The sequence below is a fragment of the Desulfoscipio gibsoniae DSM 7213 genome (assembly GCF_000233715.2).
Lineage (GTDB): Bacteria > Bacillota > Desulfotomaculia > Desulfotomaculales > Desulfallaceae > Sporotomaculum > Sporotomaculum gibsoniae.
Genome location: NC_021184.1, coordinates 3,944,431 through 3,969,375 on the forward strand (window position 1 = coordinate 3,944,431; position 24,945 = coordinate 3,969,375).

Below are 24,945 nucleotides of genomic sequence, written 5' to 3' on the forward strand. Positions count from 1 at the left end.
TAGTGTATACAGTTAAATGGTTTTATTTCACCGTGTTAAAGGAACAATCAAGTAACAAGTAGTCCTCATCCACATTTTGACATTAATATACTTTTTATTACACTAAAAAATCGACTGTTGAGTAAACTGTTATGCCCGCTTCCACTTGCTTTACGACTTCTTGAAAAGTGGCTTCGTGATCTATTTTACGTCGCCCTTTTGATTTGCGTTGAGGCTTACAGTAAAGCTTTTGGACGATTACGGTAAAAGGTTCATAAAGACAGGTATCCAACAATCTTTTAATATTTAGTAGTGGTCCCTTATACCCCGTTCTCAACTTGAGTAACATTAACAGACAATAAGTAATTAGCGCTATGAACAACTGATTTTGCACCGCTTGCTGGCTTGTGCCGTAGAAGTGCTTAACTATGCTTTTTAATTAAACCTGTTGAATCTACCGGAAATTTCACTTGCTGGTTCCGGGCTGGGGTGAAATTATTTAAGCTTAAAACATGAAATCAAAACGTTATGTATTGAACATAGCCTAACAGCAATTTGTGATTTGTGATTTGTGATTTAATGAATATATTTATTTGCTCTGATAAACGACCTTGAGCATCAAAAGTGGGTTACGGAATCCCCTTAAATATAAAACCATGACTTATAGTAATTTTTATCAAAATATAAATATATTACGATTGCTTTTAAAGAAATATTAAGCTAAGATTAATAGGCTAAATCCGGGAAAGAACTTTTGGAATGGTGTACTAGGGCCATCCGTACAGGTTTAGCCGCCTGGCCGCGTTCACTGGGAAAGTGTTCTGCGTAACGATCCTCAATGATATCCCAGGGAACAATTTTAGATAATTTTACCTAGCGATTGTTGGCGTTAAGTTTGCCCCAAAGGGCATTATGAATTCTTCGAGATATATTTCTTTTTCCACTTTCCGGAACATATTTTACCTCCAAGTGCAAGCTTTTTGTAGCATTTGTCGCATTTTCCATGCACTTTATTTCGACAAATATGCTCTTTCATTCAGCAAGTCCTAATTAGAAATGAGATTCGTCTTTGGAGAAAAAGACGAATCTCACCTGAATTATTCAATGATAATTCTAGTTACTAAAAATCTACAAAATAGATTGTAATAACAAATAATCCTTTCTTACTCCCTGAATATATTGTTTAAATTCTTCAGACATACTTAGTTGTTTTCTTAACGTCATCGTTTCTTCATAATCTATTGCCATAGTTTTAGGATCGATAACCACACCATAATCTTTTCTTGCTCCTTCAATAGATACATATTGATCTATCACATCCTGCAATACCTTTTCGGGATCTCGCTCGAGAGGATCTCCATAGCCTCCTCCTCCTGAAGTGAGCAAAACAAATGAAGTCCCTTCTTCAAAACGCATATTTGCCTGCAGACTCATATGCCACTTTCCTTCTTTTTCCAAATCATTACCCATCACGGTTTCCAATTTGCCATCAGGATATTGTTTCAATACATATTGGATGGAACCCCTTCCTCCTCCTTCTACGCCAGGTGCCCCAATTTTCGTTCTCGATGTTTCCATGCTTAATTCCATATCTCCCAAAGGCTTAAACTTAAAGATCATTCCTACTCCGCCCCTATATTTTCCGGGACCACCGGAGTCTGTTCTCATCCCATAGTGTTGCCAATAAACAGGATGAGCCATTTCCGCAACCTCTGCAGACATAAGCAACGCATTGACGATATGTGGATCATTTGCAGCGTTCATTCCATCGTGTTCAGAGGTAGCTCCCCAACCGCCAGAAGGTAAATCTGACACAAGCATTGGCAAGCCGGTTTCCGGATCTTTGACAGAAGCAATATACCAGTTGCATTCGCCGTAAGTAGAACCAATTGCTTTTTTGGGATCAATTTTGGATAACGCCATCCACACTGATGTCGCGATCTTTGTTGCAGTATGCGTGGTTGACCCTATTGTGGGGTGAGGCCACCGCGCATTCAACCAACAACCCTCAGGCACTTTGATATCTATACAATCATAAATCCCTTCATTAATAGGTAAACCCGGTGCCAGCATACCTATTGAGGAATATAAAACTGCACCATGTGTATTTGCCAGCGGGGAATTTATCGCGCCTTCTACCAGTGGATCTGTCCCCTTAAAATCTACGGTTAATTGATCTCCTTTTATAGTTATTTTGGTCTTAATAGCTACGGACTTTTCGCGGACTCCATCGGTTTCCGCAAAGTCTACTCCTTCATATTCACCGTCTGGTAATTTTTCAATTATTGAACGAAATACATATTTTGTATACTCCCTAATTTCCTTCATAGCTATCTTCACTGTCTCTACATCAAATCTTTCAATCAATTTTACCATTTCCATTTGCGCAACTCCACAGGCGCCAATTTGGGCCATGAAATCGCCTTCAACTCCCTGAGGCGCTCTCACTTGATTCTTAACTAATTCAACAAATTCTTTATTTATTTTGCCTTTTTCTACGAGCTTCATGGGAAATATTCTAAATCCCTCTGTTGCTATATGGGTACCCCAGGCTTGGCTGCCTACTCCTCCTCCACCCATATCAACCCAGTGTGCACGTGCACACGCATATCCCATAATCTCTCCTTTATAATACATAGGTGCAACACATGTCACATCCGGTGTATGAGTACCACCTGCATAGGGATCATTAATTATGACTACATCGCCTTCATCAAGCTTCGGAAATTTAGCCACACAAGCTTTAGTGCTAAAACTCATTGCTCCCAAATGAATTGGACACCCGGCATATTGGCCAATCAGATTTGTCTCCGCATCATAGATCGAAACCGAAAAGTCGGCAATATCATAGATGTAAGCGTAAAATAAGCCCCACCTCGTAAACAGGGTAGGGCACGACTTAAACTATTTATTGTTTACTCGACAAGTCGAAGGCAAAGCAACCGACCAGGGAAGTAGCTCATCTAGGGCATTTCGGTTTTCGATATCTATATTGGGAAGCCTTTCAAAAAGATATTGCAGATAGCTAAACGGATTTAAGCCATTTTCCTTAGCCGATTCAACAATGCTGTAAATCGTTGCACTGGCATTGGCGCCACGCGGGGTGTTGGCAAATAGCCAATTTTTGCGTCCGATCACAAACGGTTTAATCGAACGCTCACTTCGATTGTTATCCAGCTCCAGTCGTCCGTCTTGCAGGAAGGCTGCGAGCTTGTTCCATTGGTTGTGGCAGTAATGAATAGCTTGACCAAAAGCGCTTTTAGGCAGCACTCTAGGACTTTGGTATTTTAGCCATGCTGAAAAAGCCTCTAGCAATGGACGGCTGCGCTCTTGGCGGGCTACATGGCGTTCCTCGGGAGTGGCCTCGCGAAGCTCATGTTCTATAGCAAAAAGTCGGTTGCAGAAATTCAGCCCCTCTTTGGCGGCTACTACTGCACCGCGCTGTTCAGCTGGTAAGGCTTTTAGCGCTTCATCAAACTTACGCCGGGCATGGGCCCAGCATCCAACCAGAGTCACGTCCGGCAATCCATTGTAACCGGCATAGCCGTCTACATGCAAGTAACCCTTGAAGCCGGCTAAGAACCGGCGCGGATGCTTGCTTGCCCGGGTCGTTTGGTAGTCGTAAAGAACCATTGCCGGCCCTGCCCGCCCGGTACGGTATAGCCATATGTAAGAGGTGCTTCCTGCTGACCGGCCTTGTTCATGCAGCACCTGCAGAGTAGTCTCATCGGCATGCAGGATATCTTGTTTCAACAGATGCTCATGCATCCTATCGTAAAGTGGGCGAAGCCATCTGTTGGCACCCTGGAGCATCCAATTGGCCAAGGTCTGACGGGACAGCCCTATTCCAAGACGGGCCAATTGCTGTTCCTGACGATAAAGCGGCATACCTTCAACATACTTTTGGGTCATGATGTGGGCCATAGCGGAAGGGGAAACCAGACTCCCCGGCAGTACAGGCGCCGGCATAGGTGCAGTCACGATAGGGGTTTTGGTGTCTTTTTGTTCGCAGCGGCGGCAAGCGTAGACGTGACGTACATGTCTGACGACACTTACCTGGGCCGGAATAATCTTAAGCTCTTGCCTGACCTCGGTGCTCATTTCATGTAATGGTCCACCGCAACATGAACATACCTGCTCTTGGGCAGGTAGATAGTAGTCGATGGTTTCCACCGGCAAATCTTCCAGCAGCTGCTCACGGTGTCCCTGTTTCTTACGGCGGCGGTAGGTAATTTCCTCAACGCTAGGTTCCTCTGAAGGCGGTTTAGCTTCTATTTCGGGCTCATTAAAAAACTGCAGCTGTAATTGCTCCGGTTGGCTCTGTTCACTGGAGCGACCGAAACGACGCTGTTGGCTTAGACGAAACTGTTCTTCAAACCATCTGACTTTAGCCATTAATTCAGCATTTTTTTGCTCCAACTCAGTGCATTTATTTTGAAGTTCTTCAACTATTTTAGCTGTGCTGTTCATATGGTTAATATTCGATATATAACCATGAAAACCCTTTAAAATCAAGGATTTATCCCATGTTTTTAGTCATAAAATTGTTCTTGCCGTAACCTCGGGATGGGCTTGCTGTTGATTGAGCGATAGACCATCCAATAGCCAACGTAACTCACGGTGGCTAACAGATGTAACCGTTCCCGCACTATCTTTGGCCGGCCATTGAAACTTTCCTTTCTCCAGCCGGCGATAATGAAGCCAAAAACCATTATGCTCCCACTGGAGGATCTTGAGTTTATCGCGTTTCCGGTTACAGAACACAAAGATGCAGGTAGAGAACGGGTCCAGTGCAAATGCTTCTTTTACTAAAACCGCCAATCCGTCAATTGATTTACGCAAGTCGGTGCTGCCGCAGGCCAGGTAAACCCGTTCCAGGCCAGTGTTGGTCAGCATACTTTAAGTGTTTGCACTACTTCTTTGAGTAATGCCGGATTAAAGCCAGGTTGCACTTCTATAACCGCAGGACCTACTTTAATCAATAATCCGTTTCCGGTGGGGTCGGACTCATTTATCTCCACTGACACCCACTGCGTCTGCGTAATTGATGGATTCTCTGCGGATTTAATCTTTTTTAGCCAATACCATAGTTGATTAGGTCTTATATTATGGGCTGCGCACCAAGCTGCTCCGCTTTGCCCGCTTGCTCTAAAATCGGCTATCCGGGTTTCCCATTCTTGCCGTAATTCTGATTTGGCCATTGAATAATCCCCCCAATATGTTTGTTTGAGGAGATTATCTCATAAATAAAGTGGTAAACCCAGGTGTAATCTTTTTGACGCTTACTCATAGATAATTGGAGTAAAAGACGTCCGTTGTAAGGTAAAAAACATCCTTTCCGGAATATAGTTAAATCCGCCCCTAAGTACTTCAAATGTAACTGGATCCAATGTTTTTTCAAATTTTTTGGCCATTTTACTCTCCCCCTTTATTCTCCAGCACAATATTCTTATACTCATCCAACGATACTGCCCAATTTGGAGTTATAACTATACTTGACTCGTTCATCTCGATAATTGCCGGTCCTTCCAAGTAATGCCCATTCATTAATCGATCTATATCGTAAATTGGCGTATCTATGAATTTCCCGTCAAAATAAACTTCCCTTCTACCTTTTAGTGCCCTTTCGACTTCATATGTGGCTTTGGGATATGTGGGTAAACTTACAGAAGAATGGACGCCAACACCAATAACCCTAATATTAACAATTTCTACATCGAATTCACTATTCGATGTAAAGTATTCTTTTCTGTGAACATCGTCAAAATCTTCCCGGATCATTTTTAGCTTATTATCATCAAAATTGCGATCATCTTTAACCGGGACTGTTACTTCATAATTTTGGCCAACATATCTCATATCTAATTCTATAGATGTTGTAATACTGTTTTTGTCCACTCCTTGGCGTTCAACACTAACAACTATCTCTTTTTTCATATTAGCCACTGTATTATTTATTTTGGCAATATCCACGTTATTAAGAACCATGGGCATCGTTTTTTCAGCGGATGCTCTAATAGGCATCATCATGGCGCCCATTGCGGAAGCCACTCCGGACATAATGGGAATAGCTGCTTTCTTAATACCTAATTCATCGGCAATAAAACATATATGCATTGACCCCGCCCCACCAAAAACAATAGGCATAAACTTTCTCGGATCTCTACCTCTTGAGGTGGTGACAAGGGAATTGGCCATGGCCATATTCGCACTGCTGATTTTAATTGCACCTTCAGCGGCTTCCTCGACGCTTAAACCTAATGGATCAGCTATTTTTTCTTTGAAAACATTGATAGCCCGATCTAAATCCAATTCCATTTTACCGCCTAAGGTTTTGTCAATACGCCCTAATATTAAATTAGCATCTGTAACACTCGGTTGTTGCCCTCCCAACCCATAACAAACCGGTCCGGGCTTTGCTCCACTACTTTGTGGGCCTACTCTTAAAGACCCCCCCTCGTCAATCCAAATAAGGCTTCCGCCTCCCGTACCAATAGACCTTACATCTGTCATGGGGATTGATAAGGGCATATCAAAATCAATTTCATAATCCGTAGTTCTTAAATACTCCCCATCCTCAATAATACATACGTCGTAACTTGTCCCTCCCATGTCCTGAGTGAGAGCATTCTTTACACCTAATGATTGTCCACAAATTAAGCCGGCAAATGCACCGGCAGCAGGACCGGATTGCAACAATAGTTCAGGACATTCTTTAATAACATCTGCCGTAGCAGTTCCGCCATCACCCTTAACAATTAAGAGTGTTCCTCGAAAACCAAGTTCTTTTAAATCTTTTTCCAGTTTATCCATATAATCAGAGATAATCGGTATTAGAAGTGTCCGAAGTGCCGTCGTAATCATACGCGGTAACTCGCGAAATTTGGGGGAGATATCTGTTGAAATAGATATGGGAGTACCAGGTAACTCTTTTTGTAGAATTTCTTTGGCTCTTTTTTCGTTTGCCGGATTAGTATAAGCATTATTAAAGGTTATACCTACTGAATCTACCTGCATTGCTTTGAGTTCCCGAGCAAGTTCGATTAAAGCTGTTTTATCAACTTCTTCTACTACCCTACCATCGGAATCAACCTTTTCCGAAATTTCAAATCTGGAACGTCGTTCAATTAGTGGTTTTGGTGCCACCCCATACATATCAATAATATGTTGATTCCGCGCCCTTCTGATTTCCAAGGTGTCTCTAAATCCCTTTGTGGCAATAAAGGCTACTTTGGGCCACCACCCATAATAAGTCCGCACAAGAATGGAATTTGTCGCAATTGTAGTTCCATACACGAATACATCAATATCCTCTATTTTGATGTCGGCTGCTCTCATAGCATTAATAAGCCCTTCAGCACTACCCGGTGTTGTAAGACGCTTTCCTATATATACTTTGTTTTTCTTGTCATCAAGACCATAAACATCCGTGAATGTACCTCCTACGTCTGCCCCTACTTTAAGCATATAATTTTTCCCCCTTTATTTAAAATTTTTAGTTTGTTGCAAGTTGTGATCACAGGCATCGCAAAGTCTGGTATTGTGGACATTTTGGAATTTAAGAATTCCGATGAATATCAGTATTTATAAGAGCTTTTCGAGGATTACTTTTTTAAACAATCAGCTTAAAAACCTAGAAAAAGCCAGCTAAACATTAACAATAGGCGTAACATAATTACATGAAAGCTAACTGAAAATTGAATCAAAGGTTATTTGAGGGGTGCGAAACTTCAGGTATGACAATACCGTAACATAGAACCACATCAACTCCAACTTTAGATTTTCCCCTAAAAACATCCTCTGTAGGTTATTTATTTAATTTCAAGGCTAGGGTAACCTATTGTTGATCCGCGTTTCCCCTCCTTCTGCCAACATGCCAGGAAAAACATGCCACTCTATCAATTGGCACCGGTTTAAAGATTTACGCTCACTATACCCATACCGGAGCGGAAGCCAATGATTTATTTCAATAATAATCCGATATTTTGGGTTATTCTGCCCATTCTAACGACTGAATTTTGGCATGATCAATTGATGTTTTTTTATCAGGGCTATACCATCCTACCATTTACCGATAAACATAAGAAAAGCTGGAATCAAAAGGGTAACTATCGATTCAACAGCTAACAACCATCCAATAAATTTACCCCACGCTTTTTGCAGTGCCAGACTCCCAAAGGCTGCAAGAAATAACACGGCCCATGAAATAGCAAATATTCCGAATCTCACATCCCCAGCAGTAAAGTAAAAGTAAGATGCCAGTGCTACATATACCCCTGCACCCAGACAATACCATCCCAATCCAGCTAGGTCATAATCCCCGAATAAATCCCATGCCAAAATTAGATAGAATATACAAAAAGCCATCGCTAAACCCGATGTAATCAGACTTACTGAATCTTTTGCTGAAGAGGCTAAAAAAATAGCTGCTACAAGCATTACAAAGCCAACGACGGCATTTACCGTAGCTGCACCTTGTGGCTTTACTTTACCAAGCATAAAAGCTGCATCAACCAAAAAAATAAAAGCTGCCAGTAACAGAATTATTGCTCCCATAAACTCTTTACCTCCTCAATAAACATCCGTGAATGTACCTCCTACGTCTTCTCCTACTTAAGCATATATATTTTCCCCCCTTCTTTTTTTGAATTTTTAGTTTTCTTCTAACCGCCTTTTTCCTCCTTCTGCCAGTATGTTAGAAAATAACACATACCCGGCCATTTTCCCAATGTACAATTAATTTGCAATAAACATGCCACTCTTATCAATTGGCACCGGTTTGTGATTTACGCTCTTTTGTACCCATACCCGATTAAAGCCAATGATTTCTTTTATCGGTTATCTATTATAATTTACCGAAATAATCTTATATTTTGGATTATTCAGCCCATTTCTAACGACTGAATTTTGGCATGATCGATTGATGCTATTTTTCATCCATTAACTGCCTTTCCTCATGGGCAATAGCTTTTACAGGCTTATAACTCCTTGGGTCATGACCTATTCTAAAATCCTGACTATAAAACTCAGCAATTCCCATGCCATCTTTAAAGCAATTAATTACCTTTATAAGACAAGTAAAAGACAAGATTTTTCATGGTTTACCGAGATGAGTAATGAAATTTTTCATCAACTCAAAAAAGTTTTGAATTTTAAGAAATTGTCTGATACTTAGAGCCATACTAAGGCTCGTAATTAATGATTTTTATCATTGTACCAATGAGGATTTTCATTACTTACTGCAGTATTCCTGGTAAGCTTGATCTATGGAAGCACCTAATTTAGCAACAAGCTCATCAAATTGTTTTTCCGTAATGACCACAGACGGCGATATCTGCAGGCCATCGTCAATGAGGGGCCTTAAAATCAATCCGTTTTCCCACCCAAGATAAGATACGCGCTTGGCAAAGCCTGCATTAGCCTCGAATTTTTCCCTTGTTTCACGATTCTTAACTAATTGAACCCCGTTAATCATCCCTATACCCCTTACCTCGCCAATGGCGGGCAAGTCAAGGGCCCTGATCTTCTCCCTGAGTAGTTCCCCTTTAACCCGGGCTTGGTCAGGGATATTTTCATTTTCCACGATGTCTAAATTAGCAATGGCAGCAGCTGCCTGTCCGGCCAAAACCGCAGATAACCTCGTCTGCCATAAGCAGAACATCATTTTAGTCAATAAGTTGATAAGTAAGAGCCTGACTTCGATTTTTTCAAAAGATGGCATTTTTGTATACCAGCGTTATCGGCCTGACGATATAGCATCCATTGCCTCTAACGCACGATCTATATCTTCGTTTGTATTGAACCGGCCCAAACTGAAACGTATGGCTCCATTAGTGTCCGTCCCCAGATCTACGTGTACCAGAGGTGCACAATGCAACCCGGTTCTGACCGCGATCCCATAATCACCATCCATAATAGCCCCCACATCCTCGGATGATAACCCCTTTACCGAACAAGTGAGTACCGGCACATCCTGCTCCGTAAGCATCGGACTGTGAATTACCACCCTGGAAATTAAACTCAGACCTTCATACAATCGTTTGATCATGGCCATCTCCTTTTGATGACCTCGTTCCATATCTTCATTTTCCAGGTAGTCAAGACCGGCTAAAAGGCCGAAAACGCCAAGGAGATTAAGCGTACCGGCTTCAAGCCTGTGAGGAAACGTCTGGGTGTGAATGAGAGTGCGCGAGTCAATGCCTGTTCCACCAAACCGGGTAGATTTGATTTCCAGATGGGGAGAAAGAACCAGGCCGCCGATTCCGCTCGGTCCCAAAAGAGCCTTATGACCGGTAAAAGCTATAGCATTTACGTTCCATTTGCTCATATCAATGGGGACGTATCCCGCGCTCTGAGCAGCATCTATTAACAGTGGAATCTCACGTTCGACACATGCACGGGCTATATCGGACACAGGCTGTACGGTCCCCAAAACATTGGATGCGTGATTGCAGATTACCAGCCTGGTGTTGGACCGTATAGTACTTGCTATTTCGTCCAGGTTAATATATCCGTGCTCATCAAAACCAACCAGATCATACTCTATCCCGCTTTGCTTAGCCAGGTGGAATAATGGCCGGAGCACCGAATTGTGCTCCAGCCGCGTGGTTATTACATGATCACCGGGTCTAACAAGGCCCAAAATTGCCAGGTTCAGGGCATCTGTTGCGTTAGCCGCGAAAATAACCCGTTCCGGGTCGGGAGCCCCAAAAAAACGGGCTAACTTCTGTCTGGTTTGAAAAACAAGATCAGCAGCTTCCATTGACAGATCATAGCTGCCCCGACCGGGTGAAACACCCAGCCGGGTATAGGTCTCAACCATCCGGTCGATTACTTTCCGGGGTTTGGGGAATGATGTCGCCGCATTGTCCAAATAAATTAATTTATTGTCCATGAATTACACCTACAAACAGGCTTTGGGATTGGGTAAACCGGCAAGACGACGGGCACCGTATTTAAATCCCGCCGGGGAAAAGCGCCTCTATGGTCAGCATACTCATTTCCGTACCCTTCGCCAACTGGCGGTTTAACGGCGCCCGGCCGTTTTGGAAATAGAAATCGCGCAGAAACCTGATCACTTTCCAGTGTTCGTCATTGAGCTTTTCAAGGCTGCACTCACGGGCCAGGGCCTCGGCGATATCTTCACGCCAGTCGCCGGGATGCCACAAGAAGTCTTCTTCGTCAAACAGTAATTTATGTCCGGCAACTAAACGATATTTACGACCGGTTCCGGCAGGCCGGCTGGAATTGCCCGCTGGTGTGCTTTTATCTTCAGCCACGCTGCTGCAAAGCCGCCTTTATTTTATCCGGCGTTGCCGGTAAATTGCAGATCCAAACTCCGATAGCGTCCTTAATCGCACTAATGATCGCCGGAGCGGTCGGTACCATAGTCATCTCGCCAACTCCTGTAGAGCCCTTACCGGTACCCCGCAACCTTGGTGTTTCCCTTATGATCGATTCCATTTCAAAGGCGGTTTTAATACTGGGGAACTTGAACGTTACCCAATCTTTGGTCTGGCCTGCGATATATTGCTCGCGCAGTGCAAAACCGGCACCCATATCCGCCCCGCCTTCCAGCTGCCCCTCGAAGTTTAGCGGGTTGATCACCGGTCCGCTGTCAACCGCAGTGGTCATTTTGAGCACCTTAACCTCGCCTGTTTCGGTATTTACCTCCACTTCGGCCATTTGCAGCGCATGCACCACAGATTCAAAGGACGGTCCCTGACCGGTCTCAGGGTCCAGCGGCCCGGCTTCGAGTGTGGTCCTGGTTCCGGTATACCGGGCCGGGCGGCCGGCTTCTTTTAGTTCCCGGTACGTGGTCGCCCCGGCATCTTTCATAGCCTGCTTTAGCTGCTGGGCGGCGTTGACCAAAGCCCCTCCCACCATGTAAGTCATACGGCTGCCGGCAGCTGGTCCGGTAGCGGTAGTCTGGTCCGAATCCTTGGTCATCAGGTGAATTTTGTCCAGAGGCAGTCCCAGGCCGTCGGCAGCTAACTGGGTAAGCATTGAATCGTTGCCCTCGCCGGGGTCGGCAACAGCCGCGTAGATGGTCACTCCATCGTCGGGATCAAGTTCTATGGCAACAATAGCTTGATCACCGGGTCCTCCGATACCAAATGCGCCGGCCCCCAGTCCGACACCGCGCCGGATCACTCCGCTTTTATACTCCCGGGTTTCAAGGAGACTACGTTTATAGTGAGGGCGCATGGCTTCACAGAGTTCGGGGAACGGCCACTGCTCCACCACACTGCCGGTGGATTTGGACTGCCCGGGCTGCAGTGAGTTGAGTATCCGCATTTCCAACGGGTCTTTTCCCAATTTATCCGCCAGCATGTTAACAGCACATTCAAGAGCGAAATTAGCTTGCGGCGGGCCGGCCCCCCGCGCGGCTGATCCCCAGGGATTGTTGGTGTAAACCAGTTTGCTGACGGCGTGAACATTGGGTATATTGTACGCACCCGATAGCATTTGCGTGGCCCGGTTGATTATAACATCACCGTTGGAGTGATAGGCGCCGTTGTCCACTATTATGTTAATGTCGTAAGCGGTAATGCGCCCTTCGCTGTCTGCGCCGAGCTTCACCTTCATATCGAAGGGATGGCGTTTCGGCGTCATTAGCATTGACTCGGCCAGACCGGGGATGTAACGAACCGGTCGCTTAAAGTGAAGTGCAGCCCCCGCGGCAATGCCTTCGGATGAGATTTCTAATTTCAGGCCGAACTGCCCGCCCGTGTAGGCTTCCTCGTAGCGCATATTCTCCCAGCCAAGGGCATCTTGAAGCATACTCAGATGCTTGTGGATGACGATACTTCGCCCGATGACCACAAGCTGGGCATCCTCACCCTCGCCTTCAAGATAGGAAACGCAGGCTTCCGGCTCGAGGGGAGCCTGGTGGTTGATCTGAGTGGTTAAGTGAGTCTCAATTACTGTTGGCGACTCAGCCAGAGCTTTTTGCGCATCACCCTTGATCTGGGGTTGGATAAAACACAGGTTGGGCCTGTCGTCATGCAGCTGTATTGCGCCTTCGGCCATCGCCTCTTCCGGCGAGCCCAAAACCGGCAGCGGTTCATACTCCACTTGCACCGCTTTGGCCGCCTCTACCGCCTGCTGCCGGGTTACCGCCGCGATAACCGCCACGGGGTCACCTATATAGCGAACTTTATCTTCGCAAAGAACAGGACGGTCGGCAACAGTGTATTTCAAGCGGTTGGTACCCTTAATATCCTTCGCCGTCATAACGCCTATCACACCCGGCATTTGCTCAGCGGCTGCAAAGTCTATTTTCTTAATTAAAGCGTGAGGGTGCGGGCTGCGCACAGTCGCCAGCTCCAAGGCGCCGGGAACGATTATGTCCGCCGTAAATTGCGCCGTGCCGCAGGCTTTAGCCAATCCCGAGGGGCGGGGGTGGGAAACACCATACTTGGGGCCGTCGGGATCAGGACGGATATCTTCAGGTGAAATCTCATTGCGGATAAACCGGCCGGCCAGTTTAACCGCATCGATGATTTTGGTGTAACCTGTACAACGGCACAGATTATGGCGCAGGGCTTTTTTGATCTCTTCCGTGCCTGGATCGGGATTAACGTCCAGTAACGCCTTGGCGGACATGATTATACCGGGCGTACAGAAACCACACTGAACGGCCCCTGCCAGCACCATAGCTTCCTGAATCAGATGCGGGTTATCCGGTGTGCCCAGGCCCTCAACAGTGATTACCTCGGCACCGTCCAATTTGGCTACTTTTAGTAAACAGGATCTAACCGCTTTGCCGTTGACTATGACCGTGCAAGCGCCGCATTGGCCTGCCTTGTCGCATGATTGTTTAGCCCCGGTCAATTTAAACTCATCCCGGAGCAGATCAAGTAGTGTTAAGCTCTTATCGGCCACCACCTGCTGTAATCTTCCGTTAACTTTAAGCTTTACTTTCATTATGATTTCCCTCCAATGCACTTCCTAACTCGCGGGAGAAATGGATAACGATGACAATCCCCTAAAATCGTTAATAATGGTATCAGCGAATGTCATTGCCTCTTTACATTCACCACCTGGGATAGCTTGCCGTAAAACATTACATGTATTAACACACCCATGGCTGTTACGCAAAGATTAACCTTGGCATTTGGCAACGGCCTGCTCCAGGACATCCAATCCCCGGTCAAGCTGCTCATCGGTAATGGCAAGCGGGACCAGCGTTCTGATGACGTTGCTGAAAATGCCCGCTCCGATAACAATGACACCGTTTTTCATACAATATTTAGAGACGGCAGCCGCCTCGTCCTTGGCCGGTTCCTTGGTTTCACTGTTCTTGACCAGTTCCATGGCATTCATGGCACCCAGTCCGCGAACATCACCGATGACCGGATATTTCTCCTTCATTTCGAGCATGCGGGCGCGCGTTTTTTCACCAATCTCCCGGGCACGTTCCACCAGTTTTTCCTGCTGCATGTAGTCAATGGTGGCCAACGCGGCTGCGCAGGATACCGGGTTGCCACCATAAGTACCGCCGATATGTCCCGGATCGGGAGCGTTCATAATTTCGGCCTTACCTACAACACCGCTGAGGGGCATACCTGAGGCAATCGATTTGGCCATGGTCATCAGATCGGGTTCGAGTCCCCAGTGCTCGCAGGCGAACATCTTACCGGTCCGGCCAAAACCTGTTTGAACTTCGTCAGCGATCAGAACAATACCGTGCTTATCGCAGATTTTCCTCAGACCCGGCAGGAATTCCGGTGGCGGAACGATGAAGCCGCCCTCACCCTGAATAGGTTCGATAATTATTGCTGCAACGTTCTCGGGAACAACTTCGGCGGCAAACATTCTGTCGAATTGCTCCAAGCAGTGCATGCCGCAGCCGGGATAAGTCGACCTGTAGTAGCAGCGGTAGCAATAAGCAGAGGGGATTTTATAAATCTCGGGAGCGTAAGGACCAAACCCGAATTTGTAAGGTCTAACTTTACTGGTAAGGCTCATGGTCATTAAGGTGCGACCGTGAAACGCGCATTCAAAAGAGATTACACCGGTCCTTTTGGTATGGAACCTGGCAATTTTTACGGCGTTTTCCACGCACTCGGCACCACTGTTGACAAACATAGCTCTTTTTTCATAACTACCCGGTGAGATTTCAATTAGCTTTTCTGCCAGATCAAGATATGGCTCGTACATGGTAACCATAAAACATGTATGCAGTAGTTTTTCCGCCTGCTCCTTAATAGCAGCAACTACGGGTGGGGGGCAGTGCCCGGCATTGAGAGTGCCGATACCGGCGTAAAAGTCAATATATTCGTTGCCTTCCACGTCAATTATGGTCGCTCCCCTGGCCTCCTTAACAAAAATATTGGTAGAATTGGAGATACCACGGGCCACCAGGCTGTTTTTTCTTGCCAGAAGCTCTTCATTTCTTCCCATTTTTTTAACCTCCTTTTTTTAAATAGCCTCTCGGCATTCGCCGAGTCAGACGGCAAAAGGCTTTGCTTGAGCCATCTTTATTAAATTCCTCCTACTTAACTTGGGCGTGGTTGATAAGTTTTTGCTTGATGCCGCCCATGACCCGGTCCTATTTATGATTTATTGCTGCACCAGAATATTAAACCTTTTATCGATCTTAATGTGCGTGGTAAGAAGAACATGGAAACCAACTGTGATATTCATATTTCGCCCAAAGGTATTCCAATTTGCCCCGCCGGAAAGGAGATGAAGCATGACGGCTTCGACTATTCCCAGAAACGGCATAAGTGGAAATGTCCGATGATGAAGAAGCGGACAACGAACACCTGCAAAAAGCCTTGTTCAAACGCTAAGTTCGGTAAAACGTTCCATACCTACATGAAGACAACCCTCATCTGTTTCCGAATACACCAAGGGATTCGGATAAGTGGAAACTTATTTATAAGCGACGTACGACCGCCAAGCATACAAATAAACGAGAAAAGGTCGATTATAAGCTGGAAGCCGGTCTTCACCGTTCTTCTATGATGTGGTACGTTCGTATTTACGGCATCATGATGTGCCAGCACATTGATGCACGGTATTCGCACCAGCAGGAAGATTTAAAAGATTCTAGGCCAGTAAATTTGTGTTGAACCGACGTGTGGTAGAACGGTTTCCGGCTCGACGGGGCATGTTCATTTCCTGTGCCGGCACTACGATACCGGGGGTGTTTGACGGGAAGATGCTGGACGTGGACCTGGCCGGAACGTTCTGTTACCAAGGGGTGGATAAAAAGAGAGAAATTAGTTCGGGATGGACTGGTTCTGTTTTTGATTTACCGTGGAAAACTAAAGCCTTAACCTTTTTCAAGCCCATTACAGCTCCGACTCCACTCCTTCCCGCTGAACGCCAGTATTTATTTTCAACACAGGCAAACCGTATTAGGTTTTCCCCGACTGGTCCAATTACCACTGCCTGAGCGTTAGGAACACCTACTTCCGCCAAAACGGTATCTTCTGTCGTATAAGTATCTTTGCCCCACAGCTTATCTGCGTCATGGAAGGACACCTGTTCATCACTTATCTCCAGGTATACAGGTTTATCCGAAGCCCCTTCCAAAATTATGGCATCGTAACCCGTCCAATGTAAGGCAGGAGCCACTTTGCCGCCGGAAGAAGCCTCCCCAAAGAGCCCTGTGAGGGGAGATTTGGTAAAAATGGAATACCGGCTGGACCCGTACATTTTAGTTCCTGTGGAAATACCATTAACAAAAATTAACTAGTTATCTGCAGATAAAGGGTCGATACCTGGCCGAACTTCCTGTAACAACAGGTAGTAACCAAGTCCTCTCCCCCCAAGGTATTTCTGAAAGATTTCCTCGTGGATTTCCTTAACGCTATAGCTTTTTTCCGTCAAATTTATCCGCAGAAAGCGGCCAAAGAACCACTTCATCGTCTCACTCCTTGCAAGGGAATTCTCTAACCGCCGTTTATCAGGGGAAAATGGATCCTAAGATTGCCAATAAATCCCTTACGATTGTCACCTGCCCGATTCACACTTCGAAATCGGGCAGGTTGTTACCATATTCATAAAGGGGATAGTTCAACTTCATGTTACCTTTTTCACAGAATTCACCTTTACTTATTTGTTTTTATATAACCCGTTTTTATGGGTGTTAATTAACTCTCCAATTATTAGCACTTCAAATTCTCCTTACTTCAACGCTAAAAGTTCCAGAGCCTTTTCAACGGCGTCAGCGGCATCTTCTGCATACGCATCTGCGCCGATTTTTTCTGCCCAACGCTGGGTAACGGGCGCACCGCCAACCATTGTTTTAAACCTATCTCTAAGATTACGGGCCCGCAGCTCGTCTTCCAGTTTCTTCTGGGCCATAATGGTGGTAGTTAGTAAAGCACTGGTGCCGATAATATCGGCATTTACTTCCAGAGCCTTTTCTATGATTTTATCAGTTGAAACATCCCGCCCAAGATCAATAACCTCGATGCCCTGGGTTTTTAGGAGGGAAACAACGATGCCTTTTCCAATATCATGGGCATCTCCTTCAACTGTCGCTATTAAAAAGGTGCCTTTTTTGGTGGACCCGCCTTTTTCAGCAATAGCCTCTTCCAATATTCCCGTTGCAGCCTTCATAGTTTCGGCAGCCAGTATTAACTGGGGAAGAAAAACCTCACCTGTTCCGAAACGCTCACCCACTTCCCTTATTCCAACGCTAAAGCCTTCGTTTAGCATTGTTACAGGATCCACCCCGGCTTCAACTGCCTTTTTAGCAACTTCGGTTGCAGCTTCACGGTTATAATCTAATATAGAATCTATCGCTTCTTTTATTAATTCCTGACTCAATCAACTTACCTCCTTGCAAGAATTATCGGCATATTTTATAAGCCTGCTTTGGACTTGAACCTGTTAACGGAATTGATTTCAATATCTAGCAGTTTGGCAATCCGCATCTTGGCTTCCATACCTATGGCAGCCCCAGGACGGGCCAAAACATGCCCTATGTTCAATTCCTCTCTCAGTTCTTTCATTAAGGCCTCATCAGAAAGATCGAATAAAGATACTCTCAACTTACTGGCCACATATTTTTTGGCTTCCCTGATTTTTTTACCCTTGGCGGTAACACGTGCTACCAGATCTCCGGCAGTACGGACTCCACCCATCCCGGAAGCCATTTCGTGACCGAAAGCCATGGCGAAAGTATCCCCGTGGCCAATCTATAACCCGTCAGCTTTTCCGATTTCAACCAGGGCCTTTGATGCCCTGGACATGGCGTCCATAGGGCAGGTATTGGTAAGGGGGATTCCCCCTACCCCCATCCCTGCATTGGGGTGAATAGGAATGCTTGCCGCTTCAGCACAGGCTTTGGTAAATGTTACTGCCCTGGCGAGGTTCCACGGAAAAGATTTACTGCTGTTAGTGTTGATAACAGGTCCAAAGATGGTTACCCCGGCTTTTTCAGCAATTTTGACCTGCTGGTGTGGGTATAAACCGGCCAGTCTCTGGCCGTCGTAGGTTAATTCTCCATGCATGCCAAGGACAAATTCGCCCGCCATGCCCATTTCAATTTCCATATCGGGAAACTTGTTTTTCAAGTATTCCACCGCCTTTAGGGCAGCCAGGAAATCGGCATCACCAGAAGCCCCGACGGAGTCAAAGTTCATACCGTCAGCTCCGCCTTCATACATGATTTCTGAAACATATATCATATCCTTTGTTGCATGCTTCGTAGCTTCTTCCTGAGCTTCCTGGGCCTCTTTAATTTTGGCCATTGGCAGCAACTCAGCCCAGTTTTCAATAGGTCCATCTGGTTTGGTATATAAGCCAACATTAGACATAGCTCCATATAAGACCGGAATGATAGTGTTTAATTGAACCTGTTCCATTAACTGCCTTTCCTCATGGGCAATAGCTTTTACAGGCTTATAACTGTAATCTATATGAGCAAGCTCCATGGAATCAGAGGCAAAAGCCCGCTCATGGGCAAGAATAGTTGCAAGCCTGTCGACGGGAACCCCTCCCCTGATTCCAAATTTCAGGGTCCCTGCGTCAAAACTATGGGTAACCTCATTACCGCGTTCAACACTAACCACCTTATTGGGGTCGGTCATAATCTCATAAAGCCGCTCCATGTCTTCTGCTGTTAGCTCTGGCACTTTGCCGCGTTTTACAGCTTCTTGCATGCCAGCTTCCAAATCGGCCCTGACTTCGGCTTCCGACATCCAGATACCAGAGCCATCCCCCATACGGGTGAAAATTTTACTCATCAGATTTACTCCTTCCTTGGGTCATGACCTATTCTAAAATCCTGACTATAAAACTCAGCAATTCCCATGCCATCTTTAAAACAATCAATTACCTTTAAAAGACAAGTAAAAGACAAGATTTTTCATGGTTTACCGAGATGAGTAATGAAATTTTTCATCAACTCAAAAAAGTTTTGAATTTAAGAAATTGTCTGATACTTAGAGCCATACTAAGGCTCGTAATTGATGATTTTTATCATTGTACCAATGAGGATTTTCATTACTTACTGCAATATTCCTGGTAAGCTTGATCTATGGAAGCACCTAATTTGGCAACAAGCTCATCAAATTGTTTTTCCGTAATGACCACAGACGGCGATATCTGCAGGCCATCGTCAATGAGGGGCCTTAAAATCAATCCGTTTTCCCACCCAAGATAAGATACGCGCTTGGCAAAGCCTGCTTTGACACATTCGAAAGTACAGCTTTCTTTTTCCTTTCCCCAGGTACCAAAAGACCTACGGTAATATGTCAAGACCCTAAGGTCAAAAATTTCAAGTAAAATTCCTAAAAAAGGCAACAAAAAACACCCTGTTTCCAACAATGCATGGAACCAAATAACAGGACTGGGAATTAGTAAATGTGTTAGGCGGGATCACTCCTTTGCCCCTGGGGCTTGTAAAGTTGGTTGCTGCGCAGCAGAGCATCAATCATTCGTAATAATTTACGTGCAGTAAGGACCAACGCGCGGCGATGATGATGGATTTTACTTTCCCGGTATTTCCGGGCATAGAACTGCCGATATTCAGGCTCAGATTGTCGGACGAGATTTGCAGCTTGTACCAAGTAATAACGCAAATAAGAATTGCCTGTCTTTGTAAGTGGTGTCTCATCGGCCTCCAAATTCACCGGACTGGTGACCATGCCAAGTTAAACCGGCATATTTAGCTAAAGCAGAGTCATTGGGAAAGCGACGAATGTCACCGATTATCCGGGTAATTGCTGACCGGTTACGCTTCGGTAGGCTCCCGGACTGGTTGGGACCGTACCGGACGCTTCGTATGAGGATGAATATTCCCAATTGACACCTTATGAGGTTATTTAGTAATTTGTTTGGGGCAACTTCGGAAGCCATATTAACTATCGGGTAACGCTGCTGGGAGTGAAGGACTGCTTTTCATTAATCAGTAGTCAGAATATAGATTATACTGAAGCTATACTTTTACTGATTGATTAACTTTTTCAATACCAGTAGAACCTTATATGTTTTCATTGGTTTTACCATTCTAACTACTGACTACTGGATTCAGCCTCTTGTTATAAAGGAAAAAGTTTTATTTTATCACCGGGCCCCAATAAAGAGTCCCAATCTTTTCTTTCGCCGTTAACGGTAACAAAACTGATATGTTCTCCGGGTATTCCCAAAAAAATCTACCAGGTTACATACAGTAAAGGGTTCCGGAAGGGGTACGGTGATTTTGGATGGGCTTTTGGCAACCCAGTGCTTTGACAAATTTCGCCAGCACCATACCCAAAGCCACAGTAAACAGAAAAAATACCGGCACTGCCCATGCTTATCATTCCTTAACGAGATATTTTTTCATTTTGCGTACCACTGTTGATTGATTGATTCCTAAAGCCTCAGCCATACGATAAGTGTTCCTATACTTACTGTGCGCTTTTTCCAATAGCTGAGTTTCAATTTGCTCTATGGCATCCTTCATGGGACAAAGGTCGACAACCATAACCTTGTTTTTACCCGAACTGTCGTCAGCCCGATTAAGATGTTCGGGTAGGTCTATAGCGGTAATAATATTTCCGATAGAAGTTATCATTAATCTCTCAACTAAATTTTCAAGCTCCCGGATATTGCCCGGCCAATCATATGCTATAAGGGTATTCATAACTTCCGTATTTATCGATTTCCTGGTACTCAGCTGCTCATTAAACTTTCTTACAAAATGATTAATTAAATAGGTAATATCCTCTCTACGGTGTCTTAGAGGAGGAATAACTATGGGTACTACGTTTAGTATGTAATACAGACCTTCCCGAAACAATTTTTCATCAATCAGTTTATACAGATCTTTATTGGTTGCGGCGATAATTCTAATATTTACCTCTTTATAATCGGAGGATCCCACCGGCATGATTTTTTTATCTTGAATTACATGCAATATTTTTACCTGCAAAGGCAGCGGAAGCTCGGAAATTTCATCCAAAAAAACAGTACCGCCATGCGCCATTTCAATGAGTCCTTTTTTACCTTCCTGATAGGCACCGGTTAATGCCTCCGCGGAATATCCAAACAGTTCTGATTCAATCAGATTTTCCGGAATGGCCCCACAGTTGATCACAATAAAGGGGCCTTTGGCTCTCCTGCTGGCGCGGTGAATTCTTAAAGCTAGCAGACCCTTACCAACCCCGGACTCATCCTCCACCAAGACGGTGGAATCAGCCTGGGCAACTCTTTCGGCAGTTTCAAGAATTTGCTTCATCAACTGGCTTTCGGCAACAATTACATCACGCGGCAAGCTGGCATTTCTAAGCTGGGCAATTTCTTCACGGTAAGTTTGAACCAATTTCCGGGCATCCTCCAGTTGCTGCTGCAGGTTCGTTAATTCCGTGATATCTCTGGAATTACAAACAACCCTTGTAATACGTCCCGCATCATCAAATATTGCTTTTAATTCCTGGTACAGGCTTTTTACTGAGCCTAATTCCTCAATGATCCCTTCCAGTTCCCTGATATCACTTAAGGTAATTACTAAACCAGCAGGGTCTGTATCACGAAAAACTATCTTGGAACACAAAATTAATGTTTTTCCCGCAACTTCCAAGACCTGATTTTTTTGCTCCTGATCACTGTTTTTTAGGTTAAAATTAAACCTGGGCAGGACATCGGAAACCATGAGACCCGCCCACGACTTGTTTTTTAAGTTCAGGTACCCTCTGGCTGCAGAGTTAATGTAGGTGATTGCACCGGAAGCGTCCACCATCAGAATTCCGTTACAAACGTTCTCCAACCCGTCCTCCAGCCTCATCGGGATACCTCCTTAAGTTAAAAAATTGCCGGCGCCGCGCAGCGCCGCCTATTAGCATGAGGCCTACAAGCGCATTACCTAATTGTAAATATCAATTGCAAAAAGGCTGCCAGCTTGATGCCCAGGTAATTTACCATCACCAGTAAACCGCCAAACAAAAAGGCCAGAATCGCGCCGATGGAGCACGCGGAACTGACCCACAAACCCGCAAGCACAACCCGACCCCAGCCGATCATGGCCCCAAAAGCCAGGGGCAGAACGTTCTTTCTTTACCGCCATTATTTCCGGACCTTCCGATCAAGAACTGGCCCAAGGCTTACTACGGCGGTAACTTCGACCGGCTGACCCGGTTGAAGGACAAATACGACACGAGGAACGTTTTCTTAATTACCCGCAGAGAATTCCGCCTGCCTGAGGAGATTTATGATATAGATTTTTCCTCTCTAAGTATTTCCAGTACAACCTTTGTTTTAAAATTTACTGGATATTTTTTACGGACTCTCATTTAGAGATTAAGACCCCCTGTTTTTGTGTCTGAAATCTTGGGTCCATTATATATTTTCGTGAGGGAAAAGGTATTAGCTTTGACAAGATGGATTTTTCCTGTTTTTCAAGGAGTAGCATTTATGATTTTCTAATGTGGCTTAAAAATGCCAGGAACAGTTCAACACAGACGCTTAACCTTAGGCTATCAGCCATTAAAGCATTTCTAAAGTACTGCAGTGAGGAAGATATAGAACTGATGCCAGTATACCTTGATGTTTCCAGCATACATGCCTTCAAAGGAAAAAAGCCTTGTGTAGAATACCTGACGCAGGTACAGTTGAAGCTCTTGTTCTCACTGCCGGATATAACAACACGGCTTGGCAGGCGTGACCGTTTCTTCCTGATTTTTGCCTACGAGACAGGAGCAAGGATGCAGGAACTGCTCAATCTGAAAATCAGTTGTATCATCCGCAGCGATGCAGCTTCAAACAATTCCGTTGCCAGAATTGCATGTGCTATTAGGCTACTGCTGACGGAACAGCAGGTTTAATCAATTAATTGTTGAACAATTGTTTAAGCGACCTCGTGTCGTACGAAATGGATAGCATCAAGGAAAACAATAGGGTATATACGGTCAAGTGTCCGGGACTGCCACTCTTTCATGATGGATACCTCTCGCTGGTTTTATTTTACCAGCCATTTGGTGTGTCCATCAAACTAGGGCAAAGTCAGTTTAATGCAAATTGCAAAGTGTAGAAGGGGTGACTTATGAGTCACCCCTATTTTCTCAAAACTTAAATTTTATAACCTTCCGACAGCCAAGAATTTACAAGCTCTTTATTGTTTTCAACAAATTTTTTTGCTGCATCCTTTGGCTTCATTCCATTTTGATTAATATCTAACATTACACTTTTCATGTTTTTTGGCTCCCAGTGGAAATTATCAAGCATTTGGTAAGCAGCTGGGGCCTCATCCTTCAAGCCTTTTTTAACCATAGTAGCAATATATTGTGTTTCTTTGCCTTGGATAATATATTTAGGATCGTCTAAGTATTTTAGGTCCCACCTAGCAAACATCCAGTGGGGTGTCCAACCTGTAACTACAATCCACTTATGATTATCGATAGCTTCTTTAAGTGCAGCAACCCGTTCCTGAACTTTCAACTAATTTATAGCCATTTAGACCATAATCTTTTATAGCATGTTGACTTGTTTGCATGATACCGGCACCTGGTTCAATACCATAAATCTTCCCGTCAAACTTATCCCTGACTTTTGGGTCTTTCATATCTTCAATAGAATTAATATCTACATAATCAGGCACTACCCAGCCGCACTTAGTTGGTTTTAAATTCATACCAAGCTCAACAAGCTTGTCCTTGGTTTTATTATAATAATCTTTGTGGGTAAGCGGCAGCCTATTTTACTAGATATCTACTTAACATTGTTAGTTTCGTATTGAATTTCTCTGGCTACTCCGGTTCGTTTAGCTTCTCTTTTTACCGCCTCTGCCACAACGGAAGCTACATTCGGGTTAAAAATTGAGGGAATGATGTTTTCAGCATTAAGTTGTTCTTTTGTAATAATACCTGCCAATGCATTCGCTGCAGCCAAACACATTTGATTGTTAATGGTCCGGGCATGGCAGTCAAGTACTCCCCTGAAAATTCCGGGAAAAGCCAGGGCATTATTAACCTGATTAGGGTAATCAGACCTTCCGGTGGCAATAACTGCAGCAATATCTGCTATTTTTTCGGGCTCAATTTCAGGTTCAGGATTGGCTAGGGCAAATACAACCGGCTTTACAGCCATTTTTAAAATATCTTCCCTTTGCAACAATCCTGGGGCAGATACACCTATAAATAAATCAGCCCCATAGATAACTTCATTTAATTTCCCTTTTATACACATTTCATTCGTATGCTCTGCCAGCCATTGCTTGGCAGGTATGCTGTAGTGGTTGACCTTTGCAATAGCTCCTTTTCTATCACAGACAATTAGATTACGTATTCCTGCCCCAAGCAGAATTTTGGCTATTGCCACCCCGGCGGCGCCGGCACCACTTAAGACAACTTTTATATCACTTAACTTTTTGCCGACTACTTTTATGGCATTTAATATGCCTGCCAGGGTAACAATAGCCGTTCCATGCTGGTCATCATGAAAAACAGGTATATCTATCATCTCGGAAAGCTTCTCTTCAATTTCAAAACACTGGGGGGAGGCGATATCTTCTAAATTAATTCC

Annotated in this window: 20 protein-coding genes and 6 pseudogenes; 3 read left to right on the forward strand and 23 right to left on the reverse strand. The window is 44.7% G+C overall.

Going from position 1 to position 24,945, the window contains the following annotated elements; genetic code table 11:
• Positions 1-97 precede the first annotated feature (97 nt).
• The 7 genes and pseudogenes from DESGI_RS25855 to DESGI_RS18510 form a co-directional block, all read right to left on the reverse strand.
• Positions 98-406: pseudogene (locus tag DESGI_RS25855) on the reverse strand (hypothetical protein); the annotation flags it as partial.
• 701 nt (positions 407-1,107) lie between these two features.
• Positions 1,108-2,865 carry a hydantoinase B/oxoprolinase family protein gene (locus DESGI_RS18490; protein ID WP_083939946.1) on the reverse strand — a complete coding sequence of 586 codons (1,758 nt, stop codon included), beginning with the start codon at positions 2,863-2,865 and terminating at the stop codon, positions 1,108-1,110.
• Between the two features lie 18 nt (positions 2,866-2,883).
• A complete protein-coding gene (gene tnpC, locus DESGI_RS18495; protein ID WP_041285577.1) occupies positions 2,884-4,449 on the reverse strand; it encodes an IS66 family transposase in 1,566 nt (521 codons plus the stop codon).
• 66 nt (positions 4,450-4,515) lie between these two features.
• A complete protein-coding gene (gene tnpB / locus DESGI_RS18500; RefSeq protein WP_006520599.1) occupies positions 4,516-4,875 on the reverse strand; it encodes an IS66 family insertion sequence element accessory protein TnpB in 360 nt (119 codons plus the stop codon).
• Complete coding sequence (tnpA, locus tag DESGI_RS18505) at positions 4,869-5,180, reverse strand: IS66 family insertion sequence element accessory protein TnpA (RefSeq protein ID WP_006520600.1); 312 nt, start codon at positions 5,178-5,180, stop codon at positions 4,869-4,871. Before tnpA ends, tnpB begins: the two co-directional genes overlap by 7 nt.
• 81 nt (positions 5,181-5,261) lie before the next feature.
• Positions 5,262-5,393: a hydantoinase B/oxoprolinase family protein gene (locus DESGI_RS24805; protein ID WP_006524432.1), complete on the reverse strand. Its 132-nt coding sequence runs from the start codon at positions 5,391-5,393 to the stop codon at positions 5,262-5,264.
• Position 5,394: 1 nt separating this feature from the next.
• A complete protein-coding gene (locus DESGI_RS18510) occupies positions 5,395-7,446 on the reverse strand; it encodes a hydantoinase/oxoprolinase family protein (RefSeq protein WP_006524431.1) in 2,052 nt (683 codons plus the stop codon).
• A 27-nt stretch (positions 7,447-7,473) separates the two neighbouring features.
• Between DESGI_RS18510 and DESGI_RS26655 the strand changes: the two are divergent.
• Positions 7,474-7,630: pseudogene (locus tag DESGI_RS26655) on the forward strand (IS4 family transposase); the annotation flags it as partial.
• A 410-nt stretch (positions 7,631-8,040) separates the two neighbouring features.
• On the opposite strand, the gene DESGI_RS18515 reads toward DESGI_RS26655, so the two are convergent.
• The 14 genes and pseudogenes from DESGI_RS18515 to DESGI_RS24815 all read right to left on the reverse strand — a co-directional run bounded on the left by DESGI_RS18515 (position 8,041) and on the right by DESGI_RS24815 (position 22,428).
• The gene (locus DESGI_RS18515; RefSeq protein ID WP_006524430.1) at positions 8,041-8,535 is read right to left on the reverse strand and encodes an AmiS/UreI family transporter; all 495 of its coding nucleotides are present in this window, start codon (positions 8,533-8,535) and stop codon (positions 8,041-8,043) included.
• Positions 8,536-9,211: 676 nt separating this feature from the next.
• The gene (locus DESGI_RS18520; RefSeq protein ID WP_083939947.1) at positions 9,212-9,700 is read right to left on the reverse strand and encodes an aminotransferase class III-fold pyridoxal phosphate-dependent enzyme; all 489 of its coding nucleotides are present in this window, start codon (positions 9,698-9,700) and stop codon (positions 9,212-9,214) included.
• A gap of 15 nt (positions 9,701-9,715) precedes the next feature.
• Entirely contained in the window at positions 9,716-10,873 is a 1,158-nt protein-coding gene (locus DESGI_RS18525; protein ID WP_006524428.1) for an aminotransferase class V-fold PLP-dependent enzyme, read from the reverse strand.
• A 61-nt stretch (positions 10,874-10,934) separates the two neighbouring features.
• The gene (locus DESGI_RS18530; RefSeq protein ID WP_006524427.1) at positions 10,935-11,258 is read right to left on the reverse strand and encodes a TusE/DsrC/DsvC family sulfur relay protein; all 324 of its coding nucleotides are present in this window, start codon (positions 11,256-11,258) and stop codon (positions 10,935-10,937) included.
• The gene (locus DESGI_RS18535; protein WP_006524426.1) at positions 11,251-13,908 is read right to left on the reverse strand and encodes a molybdopterin-dependent oxidoreductase; all 2,658 of its coding nucleotides are present in this window, start codon (positions 13,906-13,908) and stop codon (positions 11,251-11,253) included. The genes DESGI_RS18530 and DESGI_RS18535 overlap by 8 nt, the downstream gene beginning before the upstream one ends.
• A gap of 177 nt (positions 13,909-14,085) precedes the next feature.
• A complete protein-coding gene (gabT, locus tag DESGI_RS18540; RefSeq protein ID WP_006524425.1) occupies positions 14,086-15,387 on the reverse strand; it encodes a 4-aminobutyrate--2-oxoglutarate transaminase in 1,302 nt (433 codons plus the stop codon).
• A 795-nt stretch (positions 15,388-16,182) separates the two neighbouring features.
• A pseudogene (locus tag DESGI_RS24055) lies at positions 16,183-16,860 on the reverse strand (aldehyde ferredoxin oxidoreductase N-terminal domain-containing protein).
• A 261-nt stretch (positions 16,861-17,121) separates the two neighbouring features.
• Positions 17,122-17,769, reverse strand: a complete 648-nt coding sequence (locus DESGI_RS18550; RefSeq protein ID WP_006524422.1) for a cobalamin B12-binding domain-containing protein — start codon at positions 17,767-17,769, stop codon at positions 17,122-17,124.
• 35 nt (positions 17,770-17,804) lie between these two features.
• A pseudogene (mtbB, locus tag DESGI_RS18560) lies at positions 17,805-19,190 on the reverse strand ([dimethylamine--corrinoid protein] Co-methyltransferase).
• A gap of 259 nt (positions 19,191-19,449) precedes the next feature.
• The gene (locus DESGI_RS25405; RefSeq protein ID WP_006524420.1) at positions 19,450-19,749 is read right to left on the reverse strand and encodes a hypothetical protein; all 300 of its coding nucleotides are present in this window, start codon (positions 19,747-19,749) and stop codon (positions 19,450-19,452) included.
• 65 nt (positions 19,750-19,814) lie between these two features.
• A pseudogene (locus DESGI_RS24060) lies at positions 19,815-20,163 on the reverse strand (transposase); the annotation flags it as partial.
• A gap of 323 nt (positions 20,164-20,486) precedes the next feature.
• The gene (locus tag DESGI_RS26660) at positions 20,487-20,594 is read right to left on the reverse strand and encodes a ubiquitin family protein (protein WP_435050874.1); all 108 of its coding nucleotides are present in this window, start codon (positions 20,592-20,594) and stop codon (positions 20,487-20,489) included.
• Positions 20,595-20,746: 152 nt separating this feature from the next.
• A complete protein-coding gene (locus DESGI_RS18570; RefSeq protein WP_006524419.1) occupies positions 20,747-22,213 on the reverse strand; it encodes a sigma-54 interaction domain-containing protein in 1,467 nt (488 codons plus the stop codon).
• 74 nt (positions 22,214-22,287) lie between these two features.
• Complete coding sequence (locus DESGI_RS24815; protein WP_157872812.1) at positions 22,288-22,428, reverse strand: hypothetical protein; 141 nt, start codon at positions 22,426-22,428, stop codon at positions 22,288-22,290.
• 81 nt (positions 22,429-22,509) lie between these two features.
• Here DESGI_RS24815 and DESGI_RS25860 point away from each other — a divergent pair, with 81 nt between their 5' ends.
• Together DESGI_RS25860 and DESGI_RS25865 are read left to right on the forward strand one after the other, a co-directional pair.
• Entirely contained in the window at positions 22,510-22,722 is a 213-nt protein-coding gene (locus DESGI_RS25860) for a BBE domain-containing protein (protein ID WP_083939949.1), read from the forward strand.
• Between the two features lie 233 nt (positions 22,723-22,955).
• The gene (locus DESGI_RS25865; RefSeq protein ID WP_245561121.1) at positions 22,956-23,249 is read left to right on the forward strand and encodes a site-specific integrase; all 294 of its coding nucleotides are present in this window, start codon (positions 22,956-22,958) and stop codon (positions 23,247-23,249) included.
• Positions 23,250-23,493: 244 nt separating this feature from the next.
• Here the strand turns inward: DESGI_RS25865 and DESGI_RS24070 are convergent.
• Together DESGI_RS24070 and DESGI_RS26525 are read right to left on the reverse strand one after the other, a co-directional pair.
• Positions 23,494-24,055, reverse strand: a pseudogene (locus tag DESGI_RS24070) (glycine betaine ABC transporter substrate-binding protein).
• A gap of 77 nt (positions 24,056-24,132) precedes the next feature.
• Complete coding sequence (locus DESGI_RS26525; RefSeq protein WP_353740047.1) at positions 24,133-24,882, reverse strand: NAD(P)-dependent malic enzyme; 750 nt, start codon at positions 24,880-24,882, stop codon at positions 24,133-24,135.
• Between the last annotated feature and the right edge of the window lie 63 nt (positions 24,883-24,945).